A 21959-nucleotide genomic window follows, 5' to 3' on the forward strand; every position below is an offset into this window, starting at 1 on the left:
TAATTAATCTGTGTGGGGATTGAATGGTGAAAGGCTTATCGTATAAAGAGATTTTGACTGAAAGCCGGTTACCTGAAGCAACCGGACGACCATTAGCTGTACACAACTGAAGAACGAATTTCGTTAAATTCTGCCGGATATGCAATGGTTTGTTTAATGAAGGGGTTAAGGCTGGACTTCCATCGGTGAGCCGGCAATGATATGACCATTCCTAAATAAGATGACCGGTCGCGCCCGGTCGCGGAGCTGGCGATCGAAACCGTGCCCCTGTCAATATCCGGACTCATGCCCCGGAACCGGATAAAAGAACAGCCGGCCCGGGCCAGCTGCTCAATAGCTAAACGATCTATTTCTTCTCCTCCTTTTTATCCTTTCCTTTCGGCAGCCTCCCTGCTTCCTTTAGCGCCTGGGCGATGATCCATTCCATTTGCCCGTTGACGCTCCTGAATTCATCCGCCGCCCAGCGCTCCAGCGCTTCATACGTAGCGCCATCTATCCGCAACACAAAGGATTTTTTTTCTTTTCCAGCCATGAATGCTTATTGATAAAGATTTGCAGTCCTTTTATTTACCGGGATTACCGGAATCATACGCTTATTGATACAAAGATCCGGTATTCAACACCGGCGTTGCTGCTTTTTCGGCGCAGAGCACTACCATGAGATTACTTACCATGGCGGCTTTCCGTTCCTCGTCCAGCGACACGATCTGTTTGCGCGATAGCTGTTCCAGCGCCATTTCCACCATGCCCACAGCACCTTCCACGATCTTGCTGCGCGCAGCCACAATAGCCGTGGCCTGCTGACGCTGCAGCATGGCGCCTGCAATCTCCGGCGCATAGGCGAGATGACTGATGCGTGCTTCCCTCACAGTGATGCCTGCTGCGAAAAGGCGGTCGTTCAGTTCCTGTTCCAGCAATTCATTTACCTTTTCTCCACCATCACGGAGCGATATTTCGGCGTTCTCGTCATTCATTCTTTCATAAGGGCAATTGGTGGCAAGATGCCGCACCGCCGCTTCGCTCTGCACATTCACATATTGCTGGAACCCTTCCACCTCAAAAGCCGCCTTATAAGTATCGCTTACCTGCCACACGATCACCGCAGCGATCTCGATAGGGTTCCCCATCTTGTCATTCACCTTCAATGTTTGCCCGTTCAGATTGTGTGCGCGCAAAGAAATATTCTGCGAGCGGAAAAGAGGATTCACCCATAACAAACCATTCTGCTTCACTGTGCCAACATACTTGCCAAAGAAGGTCAGTACCCGCGAATGGTTCGGATTCACGATCATGATACCCTTGGAAATAAAAATGAACAGAAGAAAGAGAATGATCGTAGCGATGATCCACCCGCTTTCTCCCCGGGAAGTTTGTATGATGGCGTAGATGCCACCGAGGAAAGTGAGAATGGATAAGGCAAAGGCGAGGTAACCGGATACCGGTCTGGTTATTTTTTCCATGATAGGGGAATTTTAAAGTGATATCAATTTGATATCAAATATAACCATCCTTTTCTGATCCCCAAAAAAAATCCGCGGGGAACGCCCCCGCGGAAAATGCCCGGTACGGCAGGCCGGTTTTACTCAACCCTCCTTCAGCCGCAGCTCATTCTTGTATTCCTTCGGCGTTTTTCCCACAATCTCCTTGAAAAAGCGGTTGAAGTTGGACAGGTTCTTGAACCCGCAGGAATACGCGATCTCCGCAATGGACCAGTCCTCTTCCGTCAGGCGCTTGCAGGCATGGCCGATGCGGACCTCGTTGAGGAACTGCACAAAAGATTTCTTCGTCCGGTTCTTGAAAAAACGGCAGAACGATTGCGGGGAAAGATTGGTAATGCCTGCCACATCCTGCAGGGAGATCTCCTTTGAAAAGTTGTTCATCACGTATTTGAACACCTCGTCTATCTTGTGATTGTCCTTTACATTATAGGCATGGGAATATCCCGTACTGGCAAGGTAGTAGCAGTCCTTCGTCTCGGACAGTACCCGGAGGATGTTCAGCAGGGAAATGATCCGCTCCAGCCCTTCTTTCCGCGGCAGGGTAAGTATTTCCTCTTTCAGCTTCTCCTGGGTGTCGCCGATGATCTTCATGCCGCGCTGTGCCCGGTGAAACAGATCGGTCAGTGCTTTGGTCTCCGGCAGGCCGTAGAATTTGTCGCCAAATATGTCTTTCGGAAAATAAATAACGACCGAGCGCGCTTTTACCGACTCGTCGTGATGATGATAAGCCTCGTCATTATACCAGACATGCGGGATATTAGGCCCCAGGAACACCATATCCCCTACATCAAAGCTCTCTATGCTGTCTCCAACAATTCTCTTGCCATGACTTTCGGTAACATACACCAGTTCGCATTCGGGATGGAAATGGAAGGGCGTATTAAAAAAGGGATCGCATCGCTCTATAATGGTGATCTGGTTGTCGGCAAAGGCCCCCACTTTGATAAGAATGGGTTTCATGCTTCCTTATTGGTTTTAGTCCTATGAAAAAGTTGGCTTTAAACGTCTGCCATTTTGAATTCTATTTTGCCAAATTATTAAATTTAAGTTAAAAAAGTACAAGTCTGCAGAAATATCTTACGGGAATTGTCAGGTTTTCACCATAATTTTAGCAGATGGGAATAAAATCGCTTACCGGTGGCCGTTTTCGCTGTAAAGCAGGCTGCAAAGGCAATCCGGGCCGGGATTTCTTTTTCATTTCATGATATTTACGTACCTTGTCTATGCTAAATCGATTAAGCACAGCAACGACCTCTGACCACATATGAAAGGAGTATCAATCAAAGATATCGCTAAACAAGCCGGTGTTTCACCTACCACCGTATCATTTGTACTGAATGGCAAAGCGAAGGAAAAAAGGATCAGCGACCAGGTAAGCAAGAAGATCCTCAAGCTGGCCAGCAAACTGAAATACAAACCTAATCAGCTTGCCAGGGGCCTGCGCACTGGCAAGACGAAGACCATCGGGCTCATTGTGGAGGACATTGCCAACCACTTCTTTGCCAATGTGGCCAAGATCGTAGAGGAGGAGGCGGACAAATTCGGGTACAAAGTGTTGTACGGCAGTACGGAGGACGACCAGGTCAAGGCAAAAGGTTTGCTGGAAGTGCTGGAATACCGGCAGGTAGACGGGTACATCATCACGCCCACACCCAGTCTGGATAAAGAGATCGAAGCCCTCAAGAATGCCCGCAAGCCCATGGTGCTGATGGACCGTTATCTTCCGCAGATACCCACCAATTATGTGATGGTGAATAACTTCCAGGGCGCCTATGACGCCGCGGAGTATCTGCTGGATACGGGATACAGCAAAATCGCGCTGGTCACCACCACCTCTGAACAGATACAAATGAAGGAACGCCTCAATGGTTTCACCGCGGCCATGAAAGCGCATAATGCCAGCTTCCCCCGCAGGATGCTGAAGAAAATACCCTTCACCGCCACCAGCAAAGAAGCCGTGGAACAGATCAAATCATTTATCAAAGGTATTCCGGACCTGGATGCCATATTCTTCAGCACCAACTACCTCGGTATTTACGGGATTGAGAGTATAAAGGAGCTGGGATTGAAGATCGGAGAGGATGTGGCACTGATCAGTTTTGATGATCATGACCTGTTCCGCTTACACACCCCCGGCATCACCTGTGTGGCGCAACCGATCAACGATATTGCCCGCAACCTCATACAAGTGCTCATGCATGAACTGAACGGGAATACCAGCCAGATCAACCAGGTGATACTGCCCGCCACTCTCATAAAGCGGGAATCCTGCAGGAAGATCGGGCAACAGGTGCCGGCCTGAAACAAGCCCCGATAATGCTATTTTGTGATAAGTTGATTCAGTTTTAGCATTTTGAAAAAAAAGTTGCATACAGTTTTGTTTTTTAACAAAAAGTTAAATATGTTTGAGTTGTGAATATGCGGCCAGATGCCTATATCCACGCAGTGAACAGACAAAACAGGCGTAAAAATCCAGAACCCGAAGCGGTTCTTTTTTTATAAATTTTTACTAAAACGTTTTAGTAAAACGCAGTGAACAGCATTATTAATACCTAACTAAACGCTAAACTAAACATCGGGACTAATTTTTATCGGGCTGGTAAAACAGTGGCCAGGCCTGTCTTTCAACGAGTAAATACCATAGAGCATTTCACGTGATCCGGTAAACAGTGAGCCGGCAAATTCAGACTAGAATCTAACGAGCATTTCAACTTCAGCCAAGGTATTTCCAAAAAATCTATTCAATTCAACGTATTTCAGCTAGATCGAGTTAATTATTTTTTAAAGCTTAAACGTAAACGTTCAACCAGGATCAACATCTGGCCTTTGTACACATAGCGGGTATGCATGACTCATGACCATACATGTACATGCTATTCGTCAAACGTTCAGCAAGGCCGCAAACAGTGAAACAAAGAATCAGTCAAAGCAGGATCAATCCGTGCTAACGGGATTTCGTACCCGCAACTTCCGGCATATAAACAAACAGTGAACCGGCATCGCAGCATGGCTGCAGGGCAGCATGTATTTATTCCTAACAGCTTAGTTTATCTCAATTTTAAAACAGACAACAATGAAAAGATCACTACTATTAGTGCTTTTGTGCTTGTTCGCTTGCAATGCAATGCTGATGGCACAGGAGAAAAGAACAATCAGGGGCGCCGTGAAAGATGACACGGGGCTTGGGCTCATTGGCGCCACAGTGGTTGAAAAAGGAACGACCAACGCAACAGTTACCGGAGAGAATGGCAATTTCAGCATCAGTGTTCCTTCCAATGCAACCCTGGTGATTTCATTTATAGGATATAAGACAAAGGAAGTGGCAGCGAGCAGTGAGCGATTGAATATCACACTTGAATTAGGAACGGGAGATCTGCAGGAAGTGGTGGTGACCTCGTTTGGTATCAACCGGCAGCAGAAGGCGCTTGGTTATGCCGTGAGTACCGTGAAAGGAGAAGACCTCACTAAAACCGGTTCGCCCAATTTCGCAACCGCGCTTTATGGTAAAGCTCCCGGCGTTCGTATCGGTGCCACCCCGGGCGGTGCAACAAGTGCAGCTAACATCACCATCCGCGGTATCAATACCATCACCGGCAGAAGCCAGCCACTGATCGTGATGGACGGTGTGCCCATCCGCGATGGTGAAGTGACCAACAACAACTATTGGGGAGATCAGCGCCTGAGGGGTAACGGGCTGCTGGACCTTAACCCGGAAGACATTGAAAGCATTACCGTATTGAAAGGTGCGCCTGCTGCTGCGCTGTACGGCTCAGAAGCCGTGAACGGCGTATTGCTGGTGACGACCAAGAAAGCAAAAGGTTTCAGTGTGGATGTGAATGCCAACTACAATTTTGATGAAGTAGCTTACCTGCCCCGCTATCAGAATGTAAGAGGCCCCGGTGCGCCACTGCATGTGAGCAATGGCGGACAGGATGCCGCCGGATTCATTTATCATGACCTGGATGGCGATGGCGTAAAGGAAACAAGAGGCGTACTTGGCCATACGATCAACTTCGGCCCTAAATTTGACGGTCAGCCTACACTGACATGGGATGGAAAGATCAGGCCGTATGAAGCCCAGGAAGATAACTATAAAGGACTGTTCAGAACGGCGAACAACTCCGCTGTGACTGTAGCTATTTCACAGTCGGGCAACAATGGTAATTTCCGCCTTTCCCTGACCCGCCAGGACAATCAGGGTGTGAGCCTCGGAGCAGACAACTCCAAGAACATCGCTAACCTGAACAGCACGCTGCAACTGGGAAGCAGGGTGACTACGGACATCCTCGTGAACTACATCAACCAAAAAACCAAGAACCGTCCCTATTCCATTGACCGCATGATCAACAATTTTACCGGGATGATCGGGCGTTTCGACAATGCGGACTGGTACCTGGACAAATACAAGACCAGCAAAGGATACCGCTTCGTGACCGGGTCGGAGCAAAGCCTTACACCTTCAGAGAATATTCTCTATCCCGGCTTCCGGGGCGATATTGCGGACTATGTATGGCGTGTGAAAGAACACAGGGAAGAAGAGTTGAGCAACCGCGTGATCGCCAGCATGACCAATACCTGGCAGATCATCAACGATCTGAAGCTGCGTGCAAGGATCGCTACGGACTTTACATCTTCGAAGACGGAAAGCAGGCAGACCACCGAAAGGCCGCTCGCTTTCGGTAACAGCGGATATTACGGAATGCAGAATTACAACAGTACGATCCTGTATGGCGACGCGCTCCTGACCTATACCAAAAAGATTGCTGATGTGGACCTGAGCATCATGGGCGGTTATACAGCAACAAAAGAAACCAACACAGCGCTGCAACGGGAGACCAATGGCGGTCTTAGCGTTGAGAACTGGTTTGACCTGCGGGCTTCCGTTAATACAGCGGGCGCCAACAACGACCTGAATTTCCGGAACAGCCATGTAAGGGATGCCTTCTTCGGAACAGCCAACCTGGCGTATAAGAATTATTTATTCCTGGAAGCAACACTTCGGAGCGACAGGACCTCTACTATGCACCCGGATGACAACAGCTTCCTGTATCCTTCAGTGAATGCCGGTTTTGTTTTCTCCGATGCATTCCAGATGCCAGCTTTCATGAACTTCGGCAAGCTGCGTGCATCATGGGGCATGGTGGGCAACTACCCGACCATTTACCAGGCTAACATCGCCTACAACCAGAATACGCTCGGCGTACAGAAATCAGGTGGTCAACCCGTAATCTATACAACAATACCTACGACATTCGGTAACGACGGCATCCGCGCGGAAATAAAGAAAGAGTTTGAGTTCGGTTTGCAGACCAGGTTCCTTAACAACAGACTGGAGCTGGATGTATCTTACTATGATGCCAGGATCATAGACCAGATATTGCCTTTAACGATCGCCGCGTCTACCGGCGCTACTTCTGTGCTGACCAACATCGGTACTTTGCACAACAAAGGTCTGGAGATTGGAGTGAATGGCTCACTCATCAAGCAGAGGAACTTCTCCTGGAATTCCACCTTCAACGTAGCATGGAACAAGAACAAGGTGGTAAAACTGGCTACAGGTTCCGACGAGCTGTTGCATGCTGATTACGATGGTAACGCAGCACAGTTGATCTCCAAAGTTGGACAACCAATGGGCGACTTCTATGTGCATCCCATCGCCAGAAATTCAAAAGGAGAAGCGATCATCGAGTCTAATGGTCTGTACAAACTGGATGAGGGGATGGTAAAGGTAGGCAATGCCATGCCGAAGCTGGTTGGTGGTTTCATTAATACATTCGCTTACAAATCCTTCGCTCTCGAAGCGGTGTTGGACTTCCGTATCGGTGGGCATGTTATGCCGACTGGCATCAACTGGATGATCAGCCGCGGTTTGCTGGAAGAGAGCCTGAAATATATGGACAAGGAAAGTGGTGGTCTCAGCTACTATGTTTCGAACGGCAAAGGTGTGCGTACGGACGCTGCGCAAGGCCCGAATGGTGAGCAGGTGTTTCATGACGGTATGCTGATGGAAGGTGTGACACAGGACGGTCTGCCTAACACCAATGTGATGTCCCAGGCATTCTACTACTGGAATACTTACAACTGGGGTGGGCCTCAGTATAGCTATTCCCGCTACGAGCTGTATGTGCAGAAGAACTCATACATCAAAATGAGAGAGCTTTCATTGAGCTATAATCTTCCTGCTAACATTGCCGGCAAGATCGGGGCTAAAAGGCTCCAGGCATCTGTTTTCGGCAGGAACCTCTTCTATCTTTACCGTACACTGAAAGATCTGGATGCGGAACAGACTACGGCCGGTTCAAGATGGCACCAGTCACTAACTAATACCGGTACCAACCCAAGCACAAGAACAATGGGTGTAATGGTCAGGGCCAGTTTCTAAATCTCATTCAGATCACAACAAAGACTTTTTATGAAAAAGATATATTTCGTTCTATTCTCAGTGCTGCTGGCAGGTACCATGAGCTGCTCCAGGAAGGAGTTCCGGGACAGCTATACGAATCCCGCAACAGTAGCCACATCATCAATAGAAAAACAATACGCAGGGGTTATCTACACCAGCCGGGAATATGTAGTGCCTTCCTACTGGCACTATTTTGTGATACTCCGGATCACGCTCGATCGCTTTTCGCAATCCATAGGATGGCAAAACGGGGATAACCAGTATGTACCGGGTGGTGCAGCGGTAAATGATCGCTGGAACAATTATTACAATGTGCTGGGCCAATACAGGGAACTGCAGAAGATCTATAACGGTCTTGCTGATGATGACAAGACCAACCAGCGTATTTACATGCTCACGTCCACTATTTTCTTCTACGATCTGACACAGCGCTCTGTAGATCTTCATGGTGCTATTCCCTGGTCTGCAGCGGGTATGCTCAGTACCAATGGTGGTGATTACCAGAAGTCCGCTGCAAAGTATGATCCCGCAACGGAGATCTACACCAAAATGCTGGATGATCTGAAAGCATTTGCAGACGAGTTGAATACCATCACCATTCCTACTGCCCTTATAGCGCGGTTCGAAAGCATGGACCTGATCAACAATGGCAGCCTTGTTCTCTGGAGGAAATATTGCAACTCGCTGCGGTTGAGAATGCTCATGAGGGTATCCGGCGTTCCGGCTTTCCAGGCAAGGGCCAATACCGAGATTGCGCAGATACTGGGCAACAGTGCTTCTTATCCCCTGGTTGGAACAAATACGGATAATATCCGGATCGATGTTTATGACCTGAACTCGGACCTGCATGCCAAAGGATTCAGAACAGGCCTCGAAGACTGGAATGGCAACATTGCAGGGAAAAAGATGATCGATCACATGAAGGCTAACAGTGATCCCCGGCTCAGGGCTATGTTCGAGCCTGGCGCAAATGCCGGTGGCGTTTACCATGGCCTCGACCCGATGGCTACCCGCAGTGCGCAGGAAGCAGCGATCGCGAGCGGCAACATTGCTATTTATAACCGCTCTACACTCAGCCGTAATGAGTTCTTCCCCGGCATGCTGATCAATGCCGCCGAGGTGAGCTTCCTGCTGGCGGAATACTACCTGAAGGCCGGCAATGCCACCAGTGCCAGAACGGCTTATGAAGACGGGATCAAACAATCGATAGACTATTACTATTGGCTAAGGACGCTGAGCAATGACGCCACCGGAGGCGCGCTGACGCCCACCAACGATACCGAGATCAATGCCTATAGAACAACTGCTGCTGTGAACTGGACGCTCGCGCTCACGAATGCTGCAAAGCTGAACCTGATCGCCACGCAGAAGTGGATCCACTACAGTGTGGTGCAGCCTTACGAAAACTGGGCAGAGATCAGAAGGCTGGACGCGCCTACCTTCAGTTTCGAGGTGGACAACTCCAATGCCCAGTCGCAGCCACCTATGCGCTGGCAATACCCGGCATCCGAACAAACCTACAATACAGCCAATTACCAGGCGGTACAGGCGGATGACAAGCTGACCACAAAGCTTTTCTGGGACGTACAATAACATTTTTGCTGAACGTTGAATAGTTAGATTTAAGCCTCGGGTCTTCTACCCGGGGCTTCCTTTTTTAGCCGGTAACCCGCGTACTATCTCATCGCTACCTGATATTATTTTAATAATTGTTAACGGAATATGAACATTCTATGAAAAAAAAGTTAAAGTTTCTTTTGTCTATTTACAAGGATTAGCTAAGTTGCAGCTGTTCGTTTTCATGAGCCAAATCTGTGTGTGTAGATGAAATGTTGAAAGGGATGACCACAGGTTTTTTTATTAGGGGTAATGCTAAATCGTTTTACTCCTGATATAGCGGCTGATGAATAGCGGAGATAACGTAGACTTGCTTGCTTATGAACGAAGACAAGACCCATAGGTAGCAGTGAACATTTTTTGATTTTTTCCATCATTATCAGCCAACAGTGTATGTAGGCCGGACCGCACAGGTGCCGGTTCAGCATGGCGTTTCATGTCGTGAACATTTTTTTCTGCAGTGATCTGCGGGCGGGGATTGTCATTTTAATCAATTAAGGATAACTATCAAATCAACGTTCAAATTAAAATCTAAGGAAGCTATGCGAAGAATTCTTTTTCTCGCCACGTTGCTCACTTTCTTTGTTCCCCGTTTATGGGCGCAGGAGAAGAAAGTGGTTACCGGTACGGTGAAGGATGCTAACGGCACCCTGTTGCCCGGCGTAACCGTAATGGAAAAAGGGACCCGGAACGGCGTCATGACGGCCGCTGACGGTTCTTTTTCGATCAGTGTGCAACCCGCTGCCACACTGGTGTTCTCATTCATGGGATATGAAACACAGGAAGCTGCCGCCGGCAACGGTGCGCTCAGCATCGTGTTGAAAGATGATGCCAAAAGCCTGAATGAAGTGGTGGTCACCGCTCTCGGCATCAAACGTGAAACCCGCAAACTGGGATACGCCATGACGGAACTGAAAGGCTCCGAACTGGCCAGGACCAATGCCATCAATCCCGTAGCCGCACTGCAGGGTAAAGTGGCCGGGGTGGACATTTCCGGTGCTGCCGGCGGTCCCCAGGCGGCCAACCGTATCGTATTGCGCGGCGCCAAATCACTGAACGGGAAAGATCAACCCATCTTCGTTATCGATGGGGTGATCTTCGAGAATGAAACTGCGGATGATGCCGTGAACTTTGGTAACGTGCTGAAGAATTTCAACCAGGATGAATTTGAAAGCGTATCTATCCTGAAAGGCGCTGCCGCAACGGCATTGTACGGTTCCCGCGCTATCAACGGCGCCGTGCTGATCACCACCAAAAAAGGCGTTACCCGCAAGGGCCTTGGCGTGGATGTAAGCCAGACCGTTCAGTTCGAGCATGCTTACCGCGCACCGATCGCCCTGCAAAATGTGTACGGCGCCGGTACTACCGGTTTCTTCAACAAAGATGCGGACAATCGCAATGTGATCCAGTGGGCTGGCAGCAACAGCTTCGGCCCGAAAATGGAAGGGCAGATGGCCCGGCTCCCGAATGGCGAGTTCGTTCCCTATAGCGCCATGCCGGATAACCAGATGTATGTGTACCAGACCGGCAAGTATTTCAACACCAACGTTGCTGTAGAAGGCGGCACGGATAAGGCGAACTTCCGTTTCTCTTATTCCCGCCTGGATAACAACAGCGTAGAACCTAACAATAAATTCGCGCGTAATTCTTTCTCCCTGCGTTCTTCCGCCATCGTTTCCAAATGGCTGTCCGCCGAAGGGGGCATCACCTACTCTTTCAGCAATACATTGAACCCCAACCGCCAGGGTGGCGACTATACCACGCAGAACTCCGGCCGGAAATGGATATACATTTTCCCGCGGAACTATGATCCCGCATACTGGAGCGCCCGCTATCTCGGTGGCCCGGGCAGAACCACGCTGCAGCAGGACCTGCTGAACGATATCAACCCCACCCACCCGGGCGCGGACTATTGGTTCAGTCTGGATAACGACCGTTGGGAGCGTGATGAAAGGCTGCTGATGGGTAATATGTCACTCACGGCAACGGCTACGGACTGGCTGAAGTTCCTCGTTCGCGGCAACTTCAGTAACGAACAGAATACGGACGACCGGCGCGAGCTCGGCTGGGGCCCCAACTTCGGCGGTTCCCGCGGCCTCTACGCCATCTCCGGCACCAACAGAACGCAGTACACTTTCACCGGTATGGCCATGTTCTCTCCCCGGTTGAATAACGAGGATTTCACGCTGGATGTGAACCTTGGCGCTGAAACCTGGAATTCCGGCATCGGTAACCAGTACAGTGCAAGGACCAACGGCGGCCTCCGTATTCCGGGCCAATACACCATCACCAACAGTGTTGGGCCCGTGGACGCCAGCAACAACAAGATGCTCGCGCGTAAACAGATCAATTCCATATTCCTGTCCGGCAGCCTGTCCTACAAGAATGCTTTCTTCCTGGACGTAACCGGGCGTAATGACTGGTCTTCCGCGCTGATGTACCCCGGTGGCGGCGGCAACTATTCCTATTTCTACCCCTCCGTGAGCGGCGCCTGGGAATTTACCGAAACCTTCAAGGGCAGCCTGCCTGCAGCGATCACGTACGGCAAGCTGCGCGCTTCCTATGCTGTAGTGGGCGGGGATACCGATCCTTATCAGCTGAACTCCGGATACCAGATGGAACAGCTCTGGAACAGCGGAACCAGTACAGGTATGCCTTTGTATTACCTGTATAACAAGGACATCTTTCCGAATGACAACCTGAAACCTTCCATGGCCAACTCTATCGAGTTCGGCGCGGATGTCAGGTTCCTGAACAACAGGCTGGGTGTGGATGTGGCGTATTATAAAACGAACATCAAGAACCAGATACTGAACCTGGATGTGGCGGTGGAATCCGGTGTGTCCAAACGCTTCATCAACGCCGGCAACTTCCAGAACCAGGGTGTGGAGATCGCTATCAATGCAAGGCCCATCGAGAATAAAGATTTCTCCTGGGATGTGATGCTGAACGGCAGCCGCAATACCAACAAGATCATCTCCCTGGGTGAAGGCATCACCACTTATGAGATGGGCGAAGATCAGGGTTTACGGGTGATCGCGCAGGTAGGCAAGCCGTATGGGGTGATCACGACCAACTATGGCTACACGCCGTACCAGTCCACTGATCCCTCCAAAAATGGCAAACCGGTGATCACTACCTCCAGTTCGTTCCCTTACCAGTTCCAGCGCGGTTATGCGGAAGTGGGCAATATCACGCCGGACTTCAACCTGGGGCTGAACAACAACTTCAGCTACAAGAACTTTTCACTCGGCTTCCTGTTGCAGGCGCGTATCGGCGGCGATATCTTCTCCGCTTCGCACCAGTACGGAACAGGCCGCGGTACCGTGGAAAGCACACTGGCTGGTCGTGATGCGGCAAGCGGCGGCCTGGCATGGACGGATAACGAAGGCCGCGCGCGCAACGACGGCATGATCCCGGATGGTGTGTTCGCTGACGGTACAACGATCCGGACACCTTCCGGCGCAGAGCAGGAAGTAGGAGGGATGACCTACCAGGAAGCATACGAAGCCGGTTATGTGAAGCCGCTGTCTCCCTACAACTACTATAGCATGATCGGGGACTGGGGCATCGGCATCCGCGAAGCTTCTGTGTTCGATGCTTCCTATGTGGCATTGCGGGAAGTTTCTGTAGGGTACACTTTCCCGGCAAAGATGGTAGAGCGCTGGAAGCTGACGAAAGCCCGTGTGTTGCTGGTAGGCCGTAACCTCGGTTACCTCTACAACAACCTGCCGGACGATATCAACCCGGAAAGTCTGCGTAACAACAAGACCAGCGCCTTCTCCGAATATGGCGGCGCTCCCTTTGTGCGCAATATGGCGCTGACCGTACAACTTGGTTTCTAATTTTTCAAAAGGAAGACGATGAATATTAAACATAAAACAGGGATCGGTGTACTGGCGATGGCAATTTTTGCAGGCGCCTGTACCAAGGATTTTTCCGAATACAATACAGACCCGGAAGTGGCGCCCACGCTGCCCCCGGAGTACATGATCACCACCTCCCAGAAAGCGATGGTAGACCGGGATTTTGAGTGGTTCTATGATAACTACCAGTACCTGATGCGCTGGATGCAGTTCACCGTTGCTTACCCGAACGGCAATGCCGCAGGGATGTACGGTCCGCAGAACGTGAACGGTTACTATTCCGCTTTTTACACCACTATCGGGCGCAACCTGGTGGAGATCGAGAAAATGGTGAATGCGATGCCGGAGGAAAACCGCGGCGTGTACCGCAACCTGGTGGCTATCGCTAAAGTGCATAAGGTGTTCGCGGCCTTCCGCGTAACGGATGTGAACGGCTCTATTCCATATTCCGAAGCGCTCAGCGCCCGGGAAACCGGCAATTTCACGCCGGTGTATGACAACCAGGAGGCGCTGTTCGAACAGTTCGATACTGAACTGAAAGCAGCAGTGGATTCCCTGCTGAAACCCGCTGCCGGGCAGGTTACGTACAAAGGGTATGACATTTTTTACGATGGCGATGCAGCCAAATGGGTAAAAGCAGCGAATGTGCTTCGCCTGAAAATTGCCATGCGTCTGCTGAAACGGGATGAGGACAAGGTGAGGACGATCGCTGCGGAAGTGCTGGCCAGTCCTGCCGGGCTTTTTGCCTCCAATGCGGATGAATGGAAATTCGTTTCCGGCGGTGATGGCAACTTTGCCCGCGGCGGTAACTGGAATGCGCAGGGCAATGCCTCCAGGGCCGCGAAAAACGTGATCGACTTCCTGCAGGAAACAGGCGATCCCCGCCTGGCCCTGTTCTTCAAGAAGAATGAAATGACGGAAGCGAACTTCAACCGCCTGAAGAACGGCGGCGCATTTCCGGCCACAGCGGTATATAACCCGGATCAGTACGTAGGCGTACCGGCCAGTCCGGATGCGGTGAACGAACCCGCCACCAGCAGGTTGTACGGAACCAAAACGTACCAGATCACCGAAAACGGCGAGTCCGTATCCGTGAACGTTGATACCCTGTCACAGTTCCAGAACCGCCTGTTCGATCTGAACTCGGACGGGAATGGTGCGGGCAGTTATACGCAGCCGATGCTGACCTATGCAGAGATGTGCTTTATGCTGTCAGAACTGGCCGTGAGAGGCATTGTGGGTGAGAACGCGCAGCTGTGGTATGAGAACGGCGTGAAAGCATCCATCGCGGCATATGATGCGATGGCCGACGCGGCAAACATTGTTGATTACACGGCGGTAACACCTGCGGCAGTGACGGCATACCTGGCGGAGCCGGAGATCGCGTTCACGGGAACGGTGGAGCAGCAACTGGAGAAGATCGGGGTACAGAACTTCCTGAACCACTTCAAGTCTCCCTGGGAGGCATGGGGTTCCTGGAAACGTACCGGTTATCCGAAGGTCGGCGGCATCCTTCCGATGGAGGCGGTGCGGATCGATGGTACAGTGCCTGCGATCCCGCGCCGTTGGGAACTGCCGGTGCCGCATACCAGCAACATGTCCAATTACAATCAAGCCATATCTGAAATGCAGGCAGGAGGGGAATACGGTACGCCTAACCAGCTGACCGGAAGAGTTTGGTGGGATAAGGAATAGTGCTGAAGCATGTTTATGAAAGAAGAAAAACTCCGGGGTGTACCCGGAGTTTTTTGCGTTTTGACTATTGTAACAACGCCTTGATCTCGCTCAGCTTCAGCAGCGCCTCTACGGGCGTCAGCCGGTTGATGTCCACCGAATCCAGCTTTTCGCGTATATCCTTGAACGTATCGCTGTGCGCATCGAAAATGCTCAGCTGTACTTTCTGCGGTTTGGCGGCGATCTGTTCCATCGGTGATTCAATGTGCTGGCTTTCGAGCTGGGAGAGTATCTCGTTGGCCCGGTCAATCAGCTGCGGCGGCATACCGGCGATCTTCGCCACATGGATACCGAAGCTGTGGCGGCTGCCGCCGGGTGCGAGCTTGCGCAGGAAGATGATCTTGTTGCCCACTTCCTTGTTGGTGATGTGGAAGTTCTTTACACGGGCATGCGTGTTCTCCAGTTCGTTCAGCTCATGATAGTGTGTGGCAAACAGTGTTTTGGGCCGGTGAGCCGTCATGTCGTGCAGGTATTCCACAATGCTCCAGGCGATGGAAATACCGTCGTATGTGCTGGTACCGCGGCCGATCTCATCGAGGATGATAAGGCTGCGGGGGCTGATATTGTTGATGATGCTGGCGGTTTCGTTCATCTCCACCATGAAGGTGCTCTCGCCGCCGCTGAGGTTATCGGATGCGCCTACGCGGGTAAATATCTTGTCGGTCAGCCCGATCTCCGCGGATGCGGCGGGAACGAAGCTGCCGATATGCGCCATCAATGTGATCAGCGCCGTCTGCCGCAGCAGTGCGGATTTACCGCTCATGTTGGGCCCGGTCAGGATGATGACCTGCTGTTCGTCCTGGTGCAGCAGCATATCATTCGTCACATAATTTTCTCCCGGCGGCAGTCCCTGTTCGATCACCGGATGGCGGCCATCTTTGATATCGATATGAAAAGCATCGTTGACTACAGGGCGGCGGTATTTGAATTGCACGGCATTGTGCGCGAAGCACAGCAGGCAGTCCAGTTTCGCCAGCGCCTGCGCATCCCGCTGTATAGGCTGGATGTATTCCTGCAAAGCAAGCAGCAATGCATCGTACAGTTGCATTTCCAGTACCAGTATCTTGTCTTCCGCGCCGGTGATCTTCTCTTCATATTCTTTCAGTTCCGGCGTGATGTACCTTTCGGCATTGGCGAGCGTCTGTTTGCGGATCCAGTTGGGCGGTACCTTATGCTTGTGCGAATTGGTCACCTCCAGGTAGTATCCGAACACGTTGTTGAAAGCCACTTTAAGCGAAGGGATGCCCGTGGCTTCGGATTCCTGCTGCTGGATGCGCAGCAGGTATTCCTTTCCCGAGGTGGCGATGGCCCGGAGCTTGTCCAGCTCCTCATGCACACCTTCCCGTATCACGCCGCCCTTGTTGGCGAGCACGGGCGGGTTGTCCGACACTTCCGCCAGTATCTTTTCCAAGATCGTATCGCAGGGGTCCATCTGCTCCTGCAGTTGCTGCAGGTACGGGTTGTCGGAATCCGACAATATCTTTTTGATCTCTGTGACCTGTTGCAGGGCTCTGGCCAGCTGCATCACTTCACGGGGATTGATCTTTTTCAGGGGGATCTTGGATACCACTCTTTCGAGATCGCCCACCACCTTGAGGTGTTGCTGCAAGGCGCGGGTACGGTCGGCTTCGCGGATGAGGGTCTCCACGGCATCCAGCCTTTCATTGATGCGTGCGATATCTCTCAGCGGGAAAACGATCCAGCGTTTGAGCAGGCGCGCGCCCATGGGGGAGAGGGTGTTATCCAGCGTGCCGATCAGGGTCTTTCCCTGTTCTACGGTGCTTTGCAACAGTTCCAGGTTACGGATGGTGAAGCGGTCCATCCACAGGAAATCTTCCTGGTCTATCCGCTGCAGAGCGGTAATATGCTGGAGATTGGGATGCTCGGTATCTTTCAGGTAATGCATGGTGGCCCCGGCGGCAACGATGCCGTCCGACATGTCTTCCACGCCGAAACCTTTCAGGGAGTGCGTCTCGAAATGTTTGTGCAGGATCTCGCGGGCGTAGGTATTGGTGAAGATCCATTCTTCGAGGGTGTAGGTGTAGAAGCGGGAGCCGAAGGTCTGCCGGAAATGCTTCTGCTGTTGCTTGGCAAAGATGACCTCGGCGGGGCGGAAGCTCTGCAGGAGCTTGTCCACATACTCCACGCTGCCCTGCGCGATATAGAACTCGCCGGTGGAGATATCCAGGAAAGCCACGCCCAGGTTCGTCTGTCCGAAATGAACGGCGGCGAGGAAGTTGTTGTGGCTGTTATCCAGCAGTTTGTCGTTAACGGCCACACCGGGCGTGACCATTTCGGTGACGCCGCGTTTTACAATGCCTTTGACGGTCTTGGGGTCTTCCAGCTGATCGCAGATGGCTACGCGATGCCCGGCTTTCACGAGTTTGTGAAGGTAGGTGTCCAGCGAGTGGTGCGGGAACCCTGCGAGATCAACATAGGAAGCGCTGCCATTGGCTCTTTTGGTCAGCACAATACCCAGTACTCTGGAAGCGATGACCGCATCTTCATTGAATGTTTCATAAAAATCGCCCACACGGAACAGCAGCACCGCATCAGGATACCTGGCTTTGATAGCCTTATGCTGCGTCATCAGGGGCGTTTCTTCCGATTTACTTTTAGCCATGCGGCAAATATAAGAAGCCAGCCGCTCCATCGGTAATAAATTTGCCAACCTTCAACTATCTTTGCAGGATGCGCAAGTTGAATATGGATGAACTGGGCCGCAAAACGGTGGCCGAATTCAAGGCAGCGGACAAAACGCCGCTGGTGCTGGTGCTGGATAATGTGCGGAGCATGCACAATGTAGGCTCGGTATTCAGAACGGCGGATGCTTTTCTGCTGCAGGGCATTGTGCTTTGCGGGTACACGCCTGTGCCCCCGCACCGGGATATTCAGAAAACCGCGCTGGGCGCTACCGAAACGGTGGAGTGGCAGTATTTTGCGACTACGGCGGAAGCCGTCGGTGCGCTGAAACAGGAAGGATATACCGTGATGGCCATTGAACAGGCCGTACAAAGTGAGAAACTGGATGTTTTCCGCCCCTCCGGCGCTCCGCTGGCGCTGGTATTCGGCAATGAGGTAGCGGGGGTGGACAGTGAAGTGATGAAAATGGTGGACGGCTGTATAGAGATACCGCAATCCGGCATGAAACACTCGCTGAATATTGCTGTCAGCACCGGTATTGTGGTGTGGGACCTCTTTTGTAAATTGAAACCGTAAACTGATCATATGGCCTCTGCAACTATCCGGAATTACCTGTCGCTCGTCAAGTTCAGCCACACGATATTCGCCATGCCCTTTGCGATGACCGGCTTTTTCCTGGCCATCTCGCGGGAAGGGCATTCGTTTAACTGGACAGCCCTGCTGCTGGTGGTGCTATGCATGGTCTTTGCCCGGAGCGCGGCCATGGCCTTCAACCGCTGGCTGGATGCGGAGTTCGACAAGCGCAATCCCCGCACGGCGGCCAGAGAGATCCCCGCGGGGGTCATTTCTCCGGCCAATGCGCTGTATTTCGTGGCCGGCAATGTGGTGCTGTTCATGGTCACCACCTGGTTCATCAACCCGCTTTGCTTCTTTTTATCACCTGTAGCGCTGCTGGTAGTGCTGGGGTACAGTTATACGAAAAGGTTCACTGCACTTTGCCACCTGGTGCTGGGCGTGGGGCTTTCCCTGGCGCCCATCGGCGCATTCCTGGCCGTAACGGGCTATTTCTCCCTGCTGCCGGTATTGCTGAGTGTGCTGGTGTTATGCTGGGTATCGGGGTTTGATATTATTTATGCCATGCAGGATGAGGAATTTGACAAATCCCAGCAGCTGCATTCCATCCCCGCCTGGCTGGGGAAAGCCGGGAGCCTGCGTTTCTCGGAAGGGCTGCACGTTGTTGCCGCTGCGCTGGCGGCTACGATCGGCATAATGGGCGGTTTTCACTGGCTGTACTGGATCGGTGCGGGAGTTTTCATCCTCATGCTGTTCATGCAGCACCGTCTCGTGAAACCGGATGACCTCTCCCGGGTGAACCTCGCCTTTATGACCACCAATGGCGTAGCCAGTGTGGTATTCGCCGTGTTCGCGATTGCGGACATGCTCATCTTATCCTAAACTGAACAACATGCCCAGGATCCTTGCGATCGACTACGGAAAAAAACGCGTTGGACTGGCGGTCACAGATCCGCTGAAGATCATTGCCAGCGGCCTCGGCACCATCCTTTCCCATGAACTGATCCCTTATCTGAAAAAATATTTTGCCGCCGAACCGGTAGAGCTGATCCTCATCGGTCTGCCCCGCAACCTGGATGGCAGCGTTACGGACGCTACGGCGCTGGTGGAGGAATGCATCCGCATCCTGAAAAAACACTTCCCGGATATGCCATTGAAAAAAGTCGACGAGCGTTTTACCTCCAAAATGGCCTTTCAAAGCATGCTGGACAGCGGGATGAAGAAAAAAGACCGCCGGGATAAAGGATTGGTGGACGAGATCAGCGCTACGATCATGTTGCAGGAGTATCTGCATCATAATGCCGGTTGACCGCCTCGTTCGAAATCCCTACTTTTGCATTTTCAAATTCAGATCAAATTAACAGATGATATTACCAATAGTAGCCTATGGCCACCAGGTCCTGAGAGAGACGACCAGGGATATTACACCGGAATATCCTGACCTGCAGCAGCTGATCGCCAATATGTGGGAAACCATGTATGCCTCCAGCGGTGTGGGCCTGGCAGCTCCCCAGATCAACAAACCTATCCGCCTCTTTGTGATAGACAGCGAACAGATCGTCAACAATCTTGAAGATGATGAAAAAGATGCTTTCCCCGGGGACAAAGGCATAAAATCCGTCTTCATCAATGCAAAGATCATTGATACCGAAGGGGATGAATGGGCCTATACCGAAGGATGCCTCAGCATCCCCAAGATCCGGGAAGATGTGTACCGCCCGGAAAAAGTAACGATCCGCTATATGGATGAGCATTTCAAAGCGCATGAGCGCACTTTTCATGGCATTACGGCGCGTGTCATCTTTCACGAATACGACCACATAGAAGGAAAATTGTTCATAGATTATCTGAAACCGCTCAAAAAACGTATGTTGAAGAGCAAGCTCGATGATATCTCCAAAGGGAAGATCAAAACAGACTATAAAATGACCTTCAGCAGGTAGTATTATTATTAGGCATTCTTTAACAATTATTAAAAATTATTATGCCTAAGAATTTCATATTGTGATAATTTTCATTATTTTAGTGCCACATTTTTGGATTACATCATTTGGGAACTGCAAACACATACACTGAAATTGAACTGGTACAGGGCCTCAGGGCCAGGGACCAGCAAATTTTTGGCTACCTGTATGATAATTACGCTCCGGCCTTATATGGTGTTGTGTTGAAGGTGCTTAATGATGAGACCTCGGCGAGTGATGTTTTGCAGGAAGTTTTCGTAAAGATCTGGCGTAGTATAGAGAAGTACGATGTGGAGAAAGGGCGTCTTTTTACATGGATGCTCAATATCGCGCGCAATACCGCAATTGATACGCTACGGTCCAAATCGCACAAACTGGAGCAGAAAATCCAGGAGCTTAGCAACGACGTATATCAACATACAAGTCAGTTAACGGTTCATCCCTCCGTTGATCATCTGGGCCTCACTAAGGTGTTGGAAAAGCTCAACAAAGAACAAAGAATCATTATCGATCTTGCATACTATAAGGGTTGCACCCAGGAAGAGATCGCCAGGGTGCTTGATATCCCCTTGGGCACAGTTAAAACTAGAATGCGCAACGCCATTATTCAATTGAGGAATATACTAAAACAGGTATAAGCAAAGTGGACGTACAACGGTACATATCATCAGGCATCATTGAAAGCTACGTAGCAGGGTTGGCTACGGACCAGGAGGTCCGGGAGCTGCTGGCTGCCATGGCGCAATATCCTGAAGTGAAAGCTGCAACCGATGCGGCCCAGCTGGATATGGAACGTTATGTACAGATGCAGGCGGTACCACCTCCGGCAGATCTGAAAGACAAACTCTTCCAGGTATTGGAGAATGACGGAACGACCGAGGCAGGCGCACCCGCAGGCAGCGCGGCAGCGGAAGAATATCCCGCTATCGAGGAAGAGCCCCGCCCGCCTGTTCTGGTAAGCGGCATCTGGCGGTATGTTGCCGCGGCGATCGCTATAGGCCTGATCATCAGCCTGTATTACAACGTAACGTATTACAACAGCACGAACGAATGGAAAGGCAAGTACCAGGCTTTGCTAACGGACCGGCAGACCCTTGTTGCACAAAATGAAGTGTTCCAGACCAGGCTCTCCAAAACCGAAGAGATGGTGGATATGCTGAGCAGCCCGACCGTGAAGAAAGTGATGCTGAGCACCACCCGTAAAGATCATCCCGAATCAAAAGCGATCGTTTTCTGGAATGCCCAATCCCAGGAAGTGTACCTCTCCGTGAATAACCTGCCCGAACCTGCGGCAGATCAGCAATACCAGCTATGGGCCATCGTGAATAACAGGCCCATCGATGCCGGCGTATTTGATATGGGCGATGCCGCGAAAGGCTTTCAGAAAATGAAAGGCATCACCGCCGCCCAGTACTTTGCGGTAACGCTGGAAAAGAAAGGCGGCAATCCCACGCCTACGCTCACTGCCATGCATGTGATCGGAAGAGTTTCCGGCTGATCTTTCTCTTTTTCTTTTAAATCAATGTTGTTGCCGGCTACTGTGCCCTGATGGAACGTCCGTTGCGTCGCACACTTGTGCCGTCACCTGTGCATCGGCAAAGTTCAATATCCGCTGTTCCCGGTGAATGGCCATCGCTTTTCCGGCCTGAACTTTGCATTT

Annotated in this window: 15 protein-coding genes; 11 read left to right on the plus strand and 4 right to left on the minus strand. The window is 51.2% G+C overall.

Annotated features, from left to right (window positions below; translation table 11 throughout):
- Positions 1–346: 346 nt before the first annotated feature.
- The 3 genes from FW415_RS11225 to FW415_RS11235 form a co-directional block, all read right to left on the minus strand.
- Positions 347–532, minus strand: coding sequence for a DNA-binding protein (locus tag FW415_RS11225; RefSeq protein WP_148384839.1), 186 nt, complete (start codon positions 530–532; stop codon positions 347–349).
- 61 nt (positions 533–593) lie between these two features.
- Positions 594–1460: an SPFH domain-containing protein gene (locus tag FW415_RS11230; RefSeq protein ID WP_148384841.1), complete on the minus strand. Its 867-nt coding sequence runs from the start codon at positions 1458–1460 to the stop codon at positions 594–596.
- A 123-nt stretch (positions 1461–1583) separates the two neighbouring features.
- Positions 1584–2459, minus strand: coding sequence for an AraC family transcriptional regulator (locus FW415_RS11235; RefSeq protein ID WP_148384844.1), 876 nt, complete (start codon positions 2457–2459; stop codon positions 1584–1586).
- Positions 2460–2763: 304 nt separating this feature from the next.
- On the opposite strand from FW415_RS11235, the gene FW415_RS11240 reads away from it, so the two are divergent.
- The 5 genes from FW415_RS11240 (at position 2764) to FW415_RS11260 (ending at position 15080) form a co-directional block, all read left to right on the plus strand.
- Positions 2764–3801 (plus strand): LacI family DNA-binding transcriptional regulator, encoded by a 1038-nt coding sequence (locus tag FW415_RS11240; protein WP_148384846.1) that lies wholly within the window; start codon positions 2764–2766, stop codon positions 3799–3801.
- Between the two features lie 771 nt (positions 3802–4572).
- Complete coding sequence (locus FW415_RS11245) at positions 4573–7881, plus strand: SusC/RagA family TonB-linked outer membrane protein (protein ID WP_148384849.1); 3309 nt, start codon at positions 4573–4575, stop codon at positions 7879–7881.
- Positions 7882–7911: 30 nt separating this feature from the next.
- On the plus strand, positions 7912–9495 hold the full coding sequence (locus tag FW415_RS11250) for a SusD/RagB family nutrient-binding outer membrane lipoprotein (protein ID WP_148384852.1): 1584 nt from the start codon (positions 7912–7914) through the stop codon (positions 9493–9495).
- Positions 9496–10061: 566 nt separating this feature from the next.
- Positions 10062–13364: a SusC/RagA family TonB-linked outer membrane protein gene (locus FW415_RS11255; RefSeq protein WP_148384854.1), complete on the plus strand. Its 3303-nt coding sequence runs from the start codon at positions 10062–10064 to the stop codon at positions 13362–13364.
- An 18-nt stretch (positions 13365–13382) separates the two neighbouring features.
- The gene (locus tag FW415_RS11260; protein ID WP_148384857.1) at positions 13383–15080 is read left to right on the plus strand and encodes a SusD/RagB family nutrient-binding outer membrane lipoprotein; all 1698 of its coding nucleotides are present in this window, start codon (positions 13383–13385) and stop codon (positions 15078–15080) included.
- A gap of 64 nt (positions 15081–15144) precedes the next feature.
- Here FW415_RS11260 and mutS read toward each other — a convergent pair whose 3' ends face one another.
- Positions 15145–17742, minus strand: a complete 2598-nt coding sequence (mutS, locus tag FW415_RS11265; RefSeq protein ID WP_148384858.1) for a DNA mismatch repair protein MutS — start codon at positions 17740–17742, stop codon at positions 15145–15147.
- A 68-nt stretch (positions 17743–17810) separates the two neighbouring features.
- On the opposite strand from mutS, the gene FW415_RS11270 reads away from it, so the two are divergent.
- The 6 genes from FW415_RS11270 to FW415_RS11295 all read left to right on the plus strand — a co-directional run bounded on the left by FW415_RS11270 (position 17811) and on the right by FW415_RS11295 (position 21797).
- Positions 17811–18338 (plus strand): RNA methyltransferase, encoded by a 528-nt coding sequence (locus FW415_RS11270; protein WP_246859005.1) that lies wholly within the window; start codon positions 17811–17813, stop codon positions 18336–18338.
- Positions 18339–18347: 9 nt separating this feature from the next.
- Complete coding sequence (locus FW415_RS11275) at positions 18348–19217, plus strand: UbiA-like polyprenyltransferase (RefSeq protein ID WP_148384860.1); 870 nt, start codon at positions 18348–18350, stop codon at positions 19215–19217.
- A 10-nt stretch (positions 19218–19227) separates the two neighbouring features.
- Positions 19228–19644 (plus strand): Holliday junction resolvase RuvX, encoded by a 417-nt coding sequence (ruvX, locus tag FW415_RS11280; RefSeq protein WP_148384862.1) that lies wholly within the window; start codon positions 19228–19230, stop codon positions 19642–19644.
- Positions 19645–19699: 55 nt separating this feature from the next.
- Complete coding sequence (gene def / locus FW415_RS11285; protein WP_148384865.1) at positions 19700–20278, plus strand: peptide deformylase; 579 nt, start codon at positions 19700–19702, stop codon at positions 20276–20278.
- A gap of 107 nt (positions 20279–20385) precedes the next feature.
- On the plus strand, positions 20386–20937 hold the full coding sequence (locus FW415_RS11290) for an RNA polymerase sigma factor (RefSeq protein ID WP_148384867.1): 552 nt from the start codon (positions 20386–20388) through the stop codon (positions 20935–20937).
- A 5-nt stretch (positions 20938–20942) separates the two neighbouring features.
- Positions 20943–21797, plus strand: coding sequence for an anti-sigma factor domain-containing protein (locus FW415_RS11295; RefSeq protein ID WP_148384870.1), 855 nt, complete (start codon positions 20943–20945; stop codon positions 21795–21797).
- Positions 21798–21959 lie beyond the last annotated feature (162 nt).

This window comes from Chitinophaga sp. XS-30, from assembly GCF_008086345.1.
Classification (GTDB): domain Bacteria; phylum Bacteroidota; class Bacteroidia; order Chitinophagales; family Chitinophagaceae; genus Chitinophaga.

Excerpts from the sequence above, each read along its gene's own strand:
- FW415_RS11225 (WP_148384839.1), bottom strand. The coding sequence starts at position 532 with ATGGCTGGAAAAGAAAAAAAATCCTTTGTGTTGCGGATAGATGGCGCT.
- FW415_RS11230 (WP_148384841.1), bottom strand. The coding sequence starts at position 1,460 with ATGGAAAAAATAACCAGACCGGTATCCGGTTACCTCGCCTTTGCCTTA.
- FW415_RS11235 (WP_148384844.1), bottom strand. The coding sequence starts at position 2,459 with ATGAAACCCATTCTTATCAAAGTGGGGGCCTTTGCCGACAACCAGATC.
- FW415_RS11240 (WP_148384846.1), top strand. The coding sequence starts at position 2,764 with ATGAAAGGAGTATCAATCAAAGATATCGCTAAACAAGCCGGTGTTTCA.
- FW415_RS11245 (WP_148384849.1), top strand. The coding sequence starts at position 4,573 with ATGAAAAGATCACTACTATTAGTGCTTTTGTGCTTGTTCGCTTGCAAT.
- FW415_RS11250 (WP_148384852.1), top strand. The coding sequence starts at position 7,912 with ATGAAAAAGATATATTTCGTTCTATTCTCAGTGCTGCTGGCAGGTACC.
- FW415_RS11255 (WP_148384854.1), top strand. The coding sequence starts at position 10,062 with ATGCGAAGAATTCTTTTTCTCGCCACGTTGCTCACTTTCTTTGTTCCC.
- FW415_RS11260 (WP_148384857.1), top strand. The coding sequence starts at position 13,383 with ATGAATATTAAACATAAAACAGGGATCGGTGTACTGGCGATGGCAATT.
- mutS (WP_148384858.1), bottom strand. The coding sequence starts at position 17,742 with ATGGCTAAAAGTAAATCGGAAGAAACGCCCCTGATGACGCAGCATAAG.
- FW415_RS11270 (WP_246859005.1), top strand. The coding sequence starts at position 17,811 with ATGCGCAAGTTGAATATGGATGAACTGGGCCGCAAAACGGTGGCCGAA.
- FW415_RS11275 (WP_148384860.1), top strand. The coding sequence starts at position 18,348 with ATGGCCTCTGCAACTATCCGGAATTACCTGTCGCTCGTCAAGTTCAGC.
- ruvX (WP_148384862.1), top strand. The coding sequence starts at position 19,228 with ATGCCCAGGATCCTTGCGATCGACTACGGAAAAAAACGCGTTGGACTG.
- def (WP_148384865.1), top strand. The coding sequence starts at position 19,700 with ATGATATTACCAATAGTAGCCTATGGCCACCAGGTCCTGAGAGAGACG.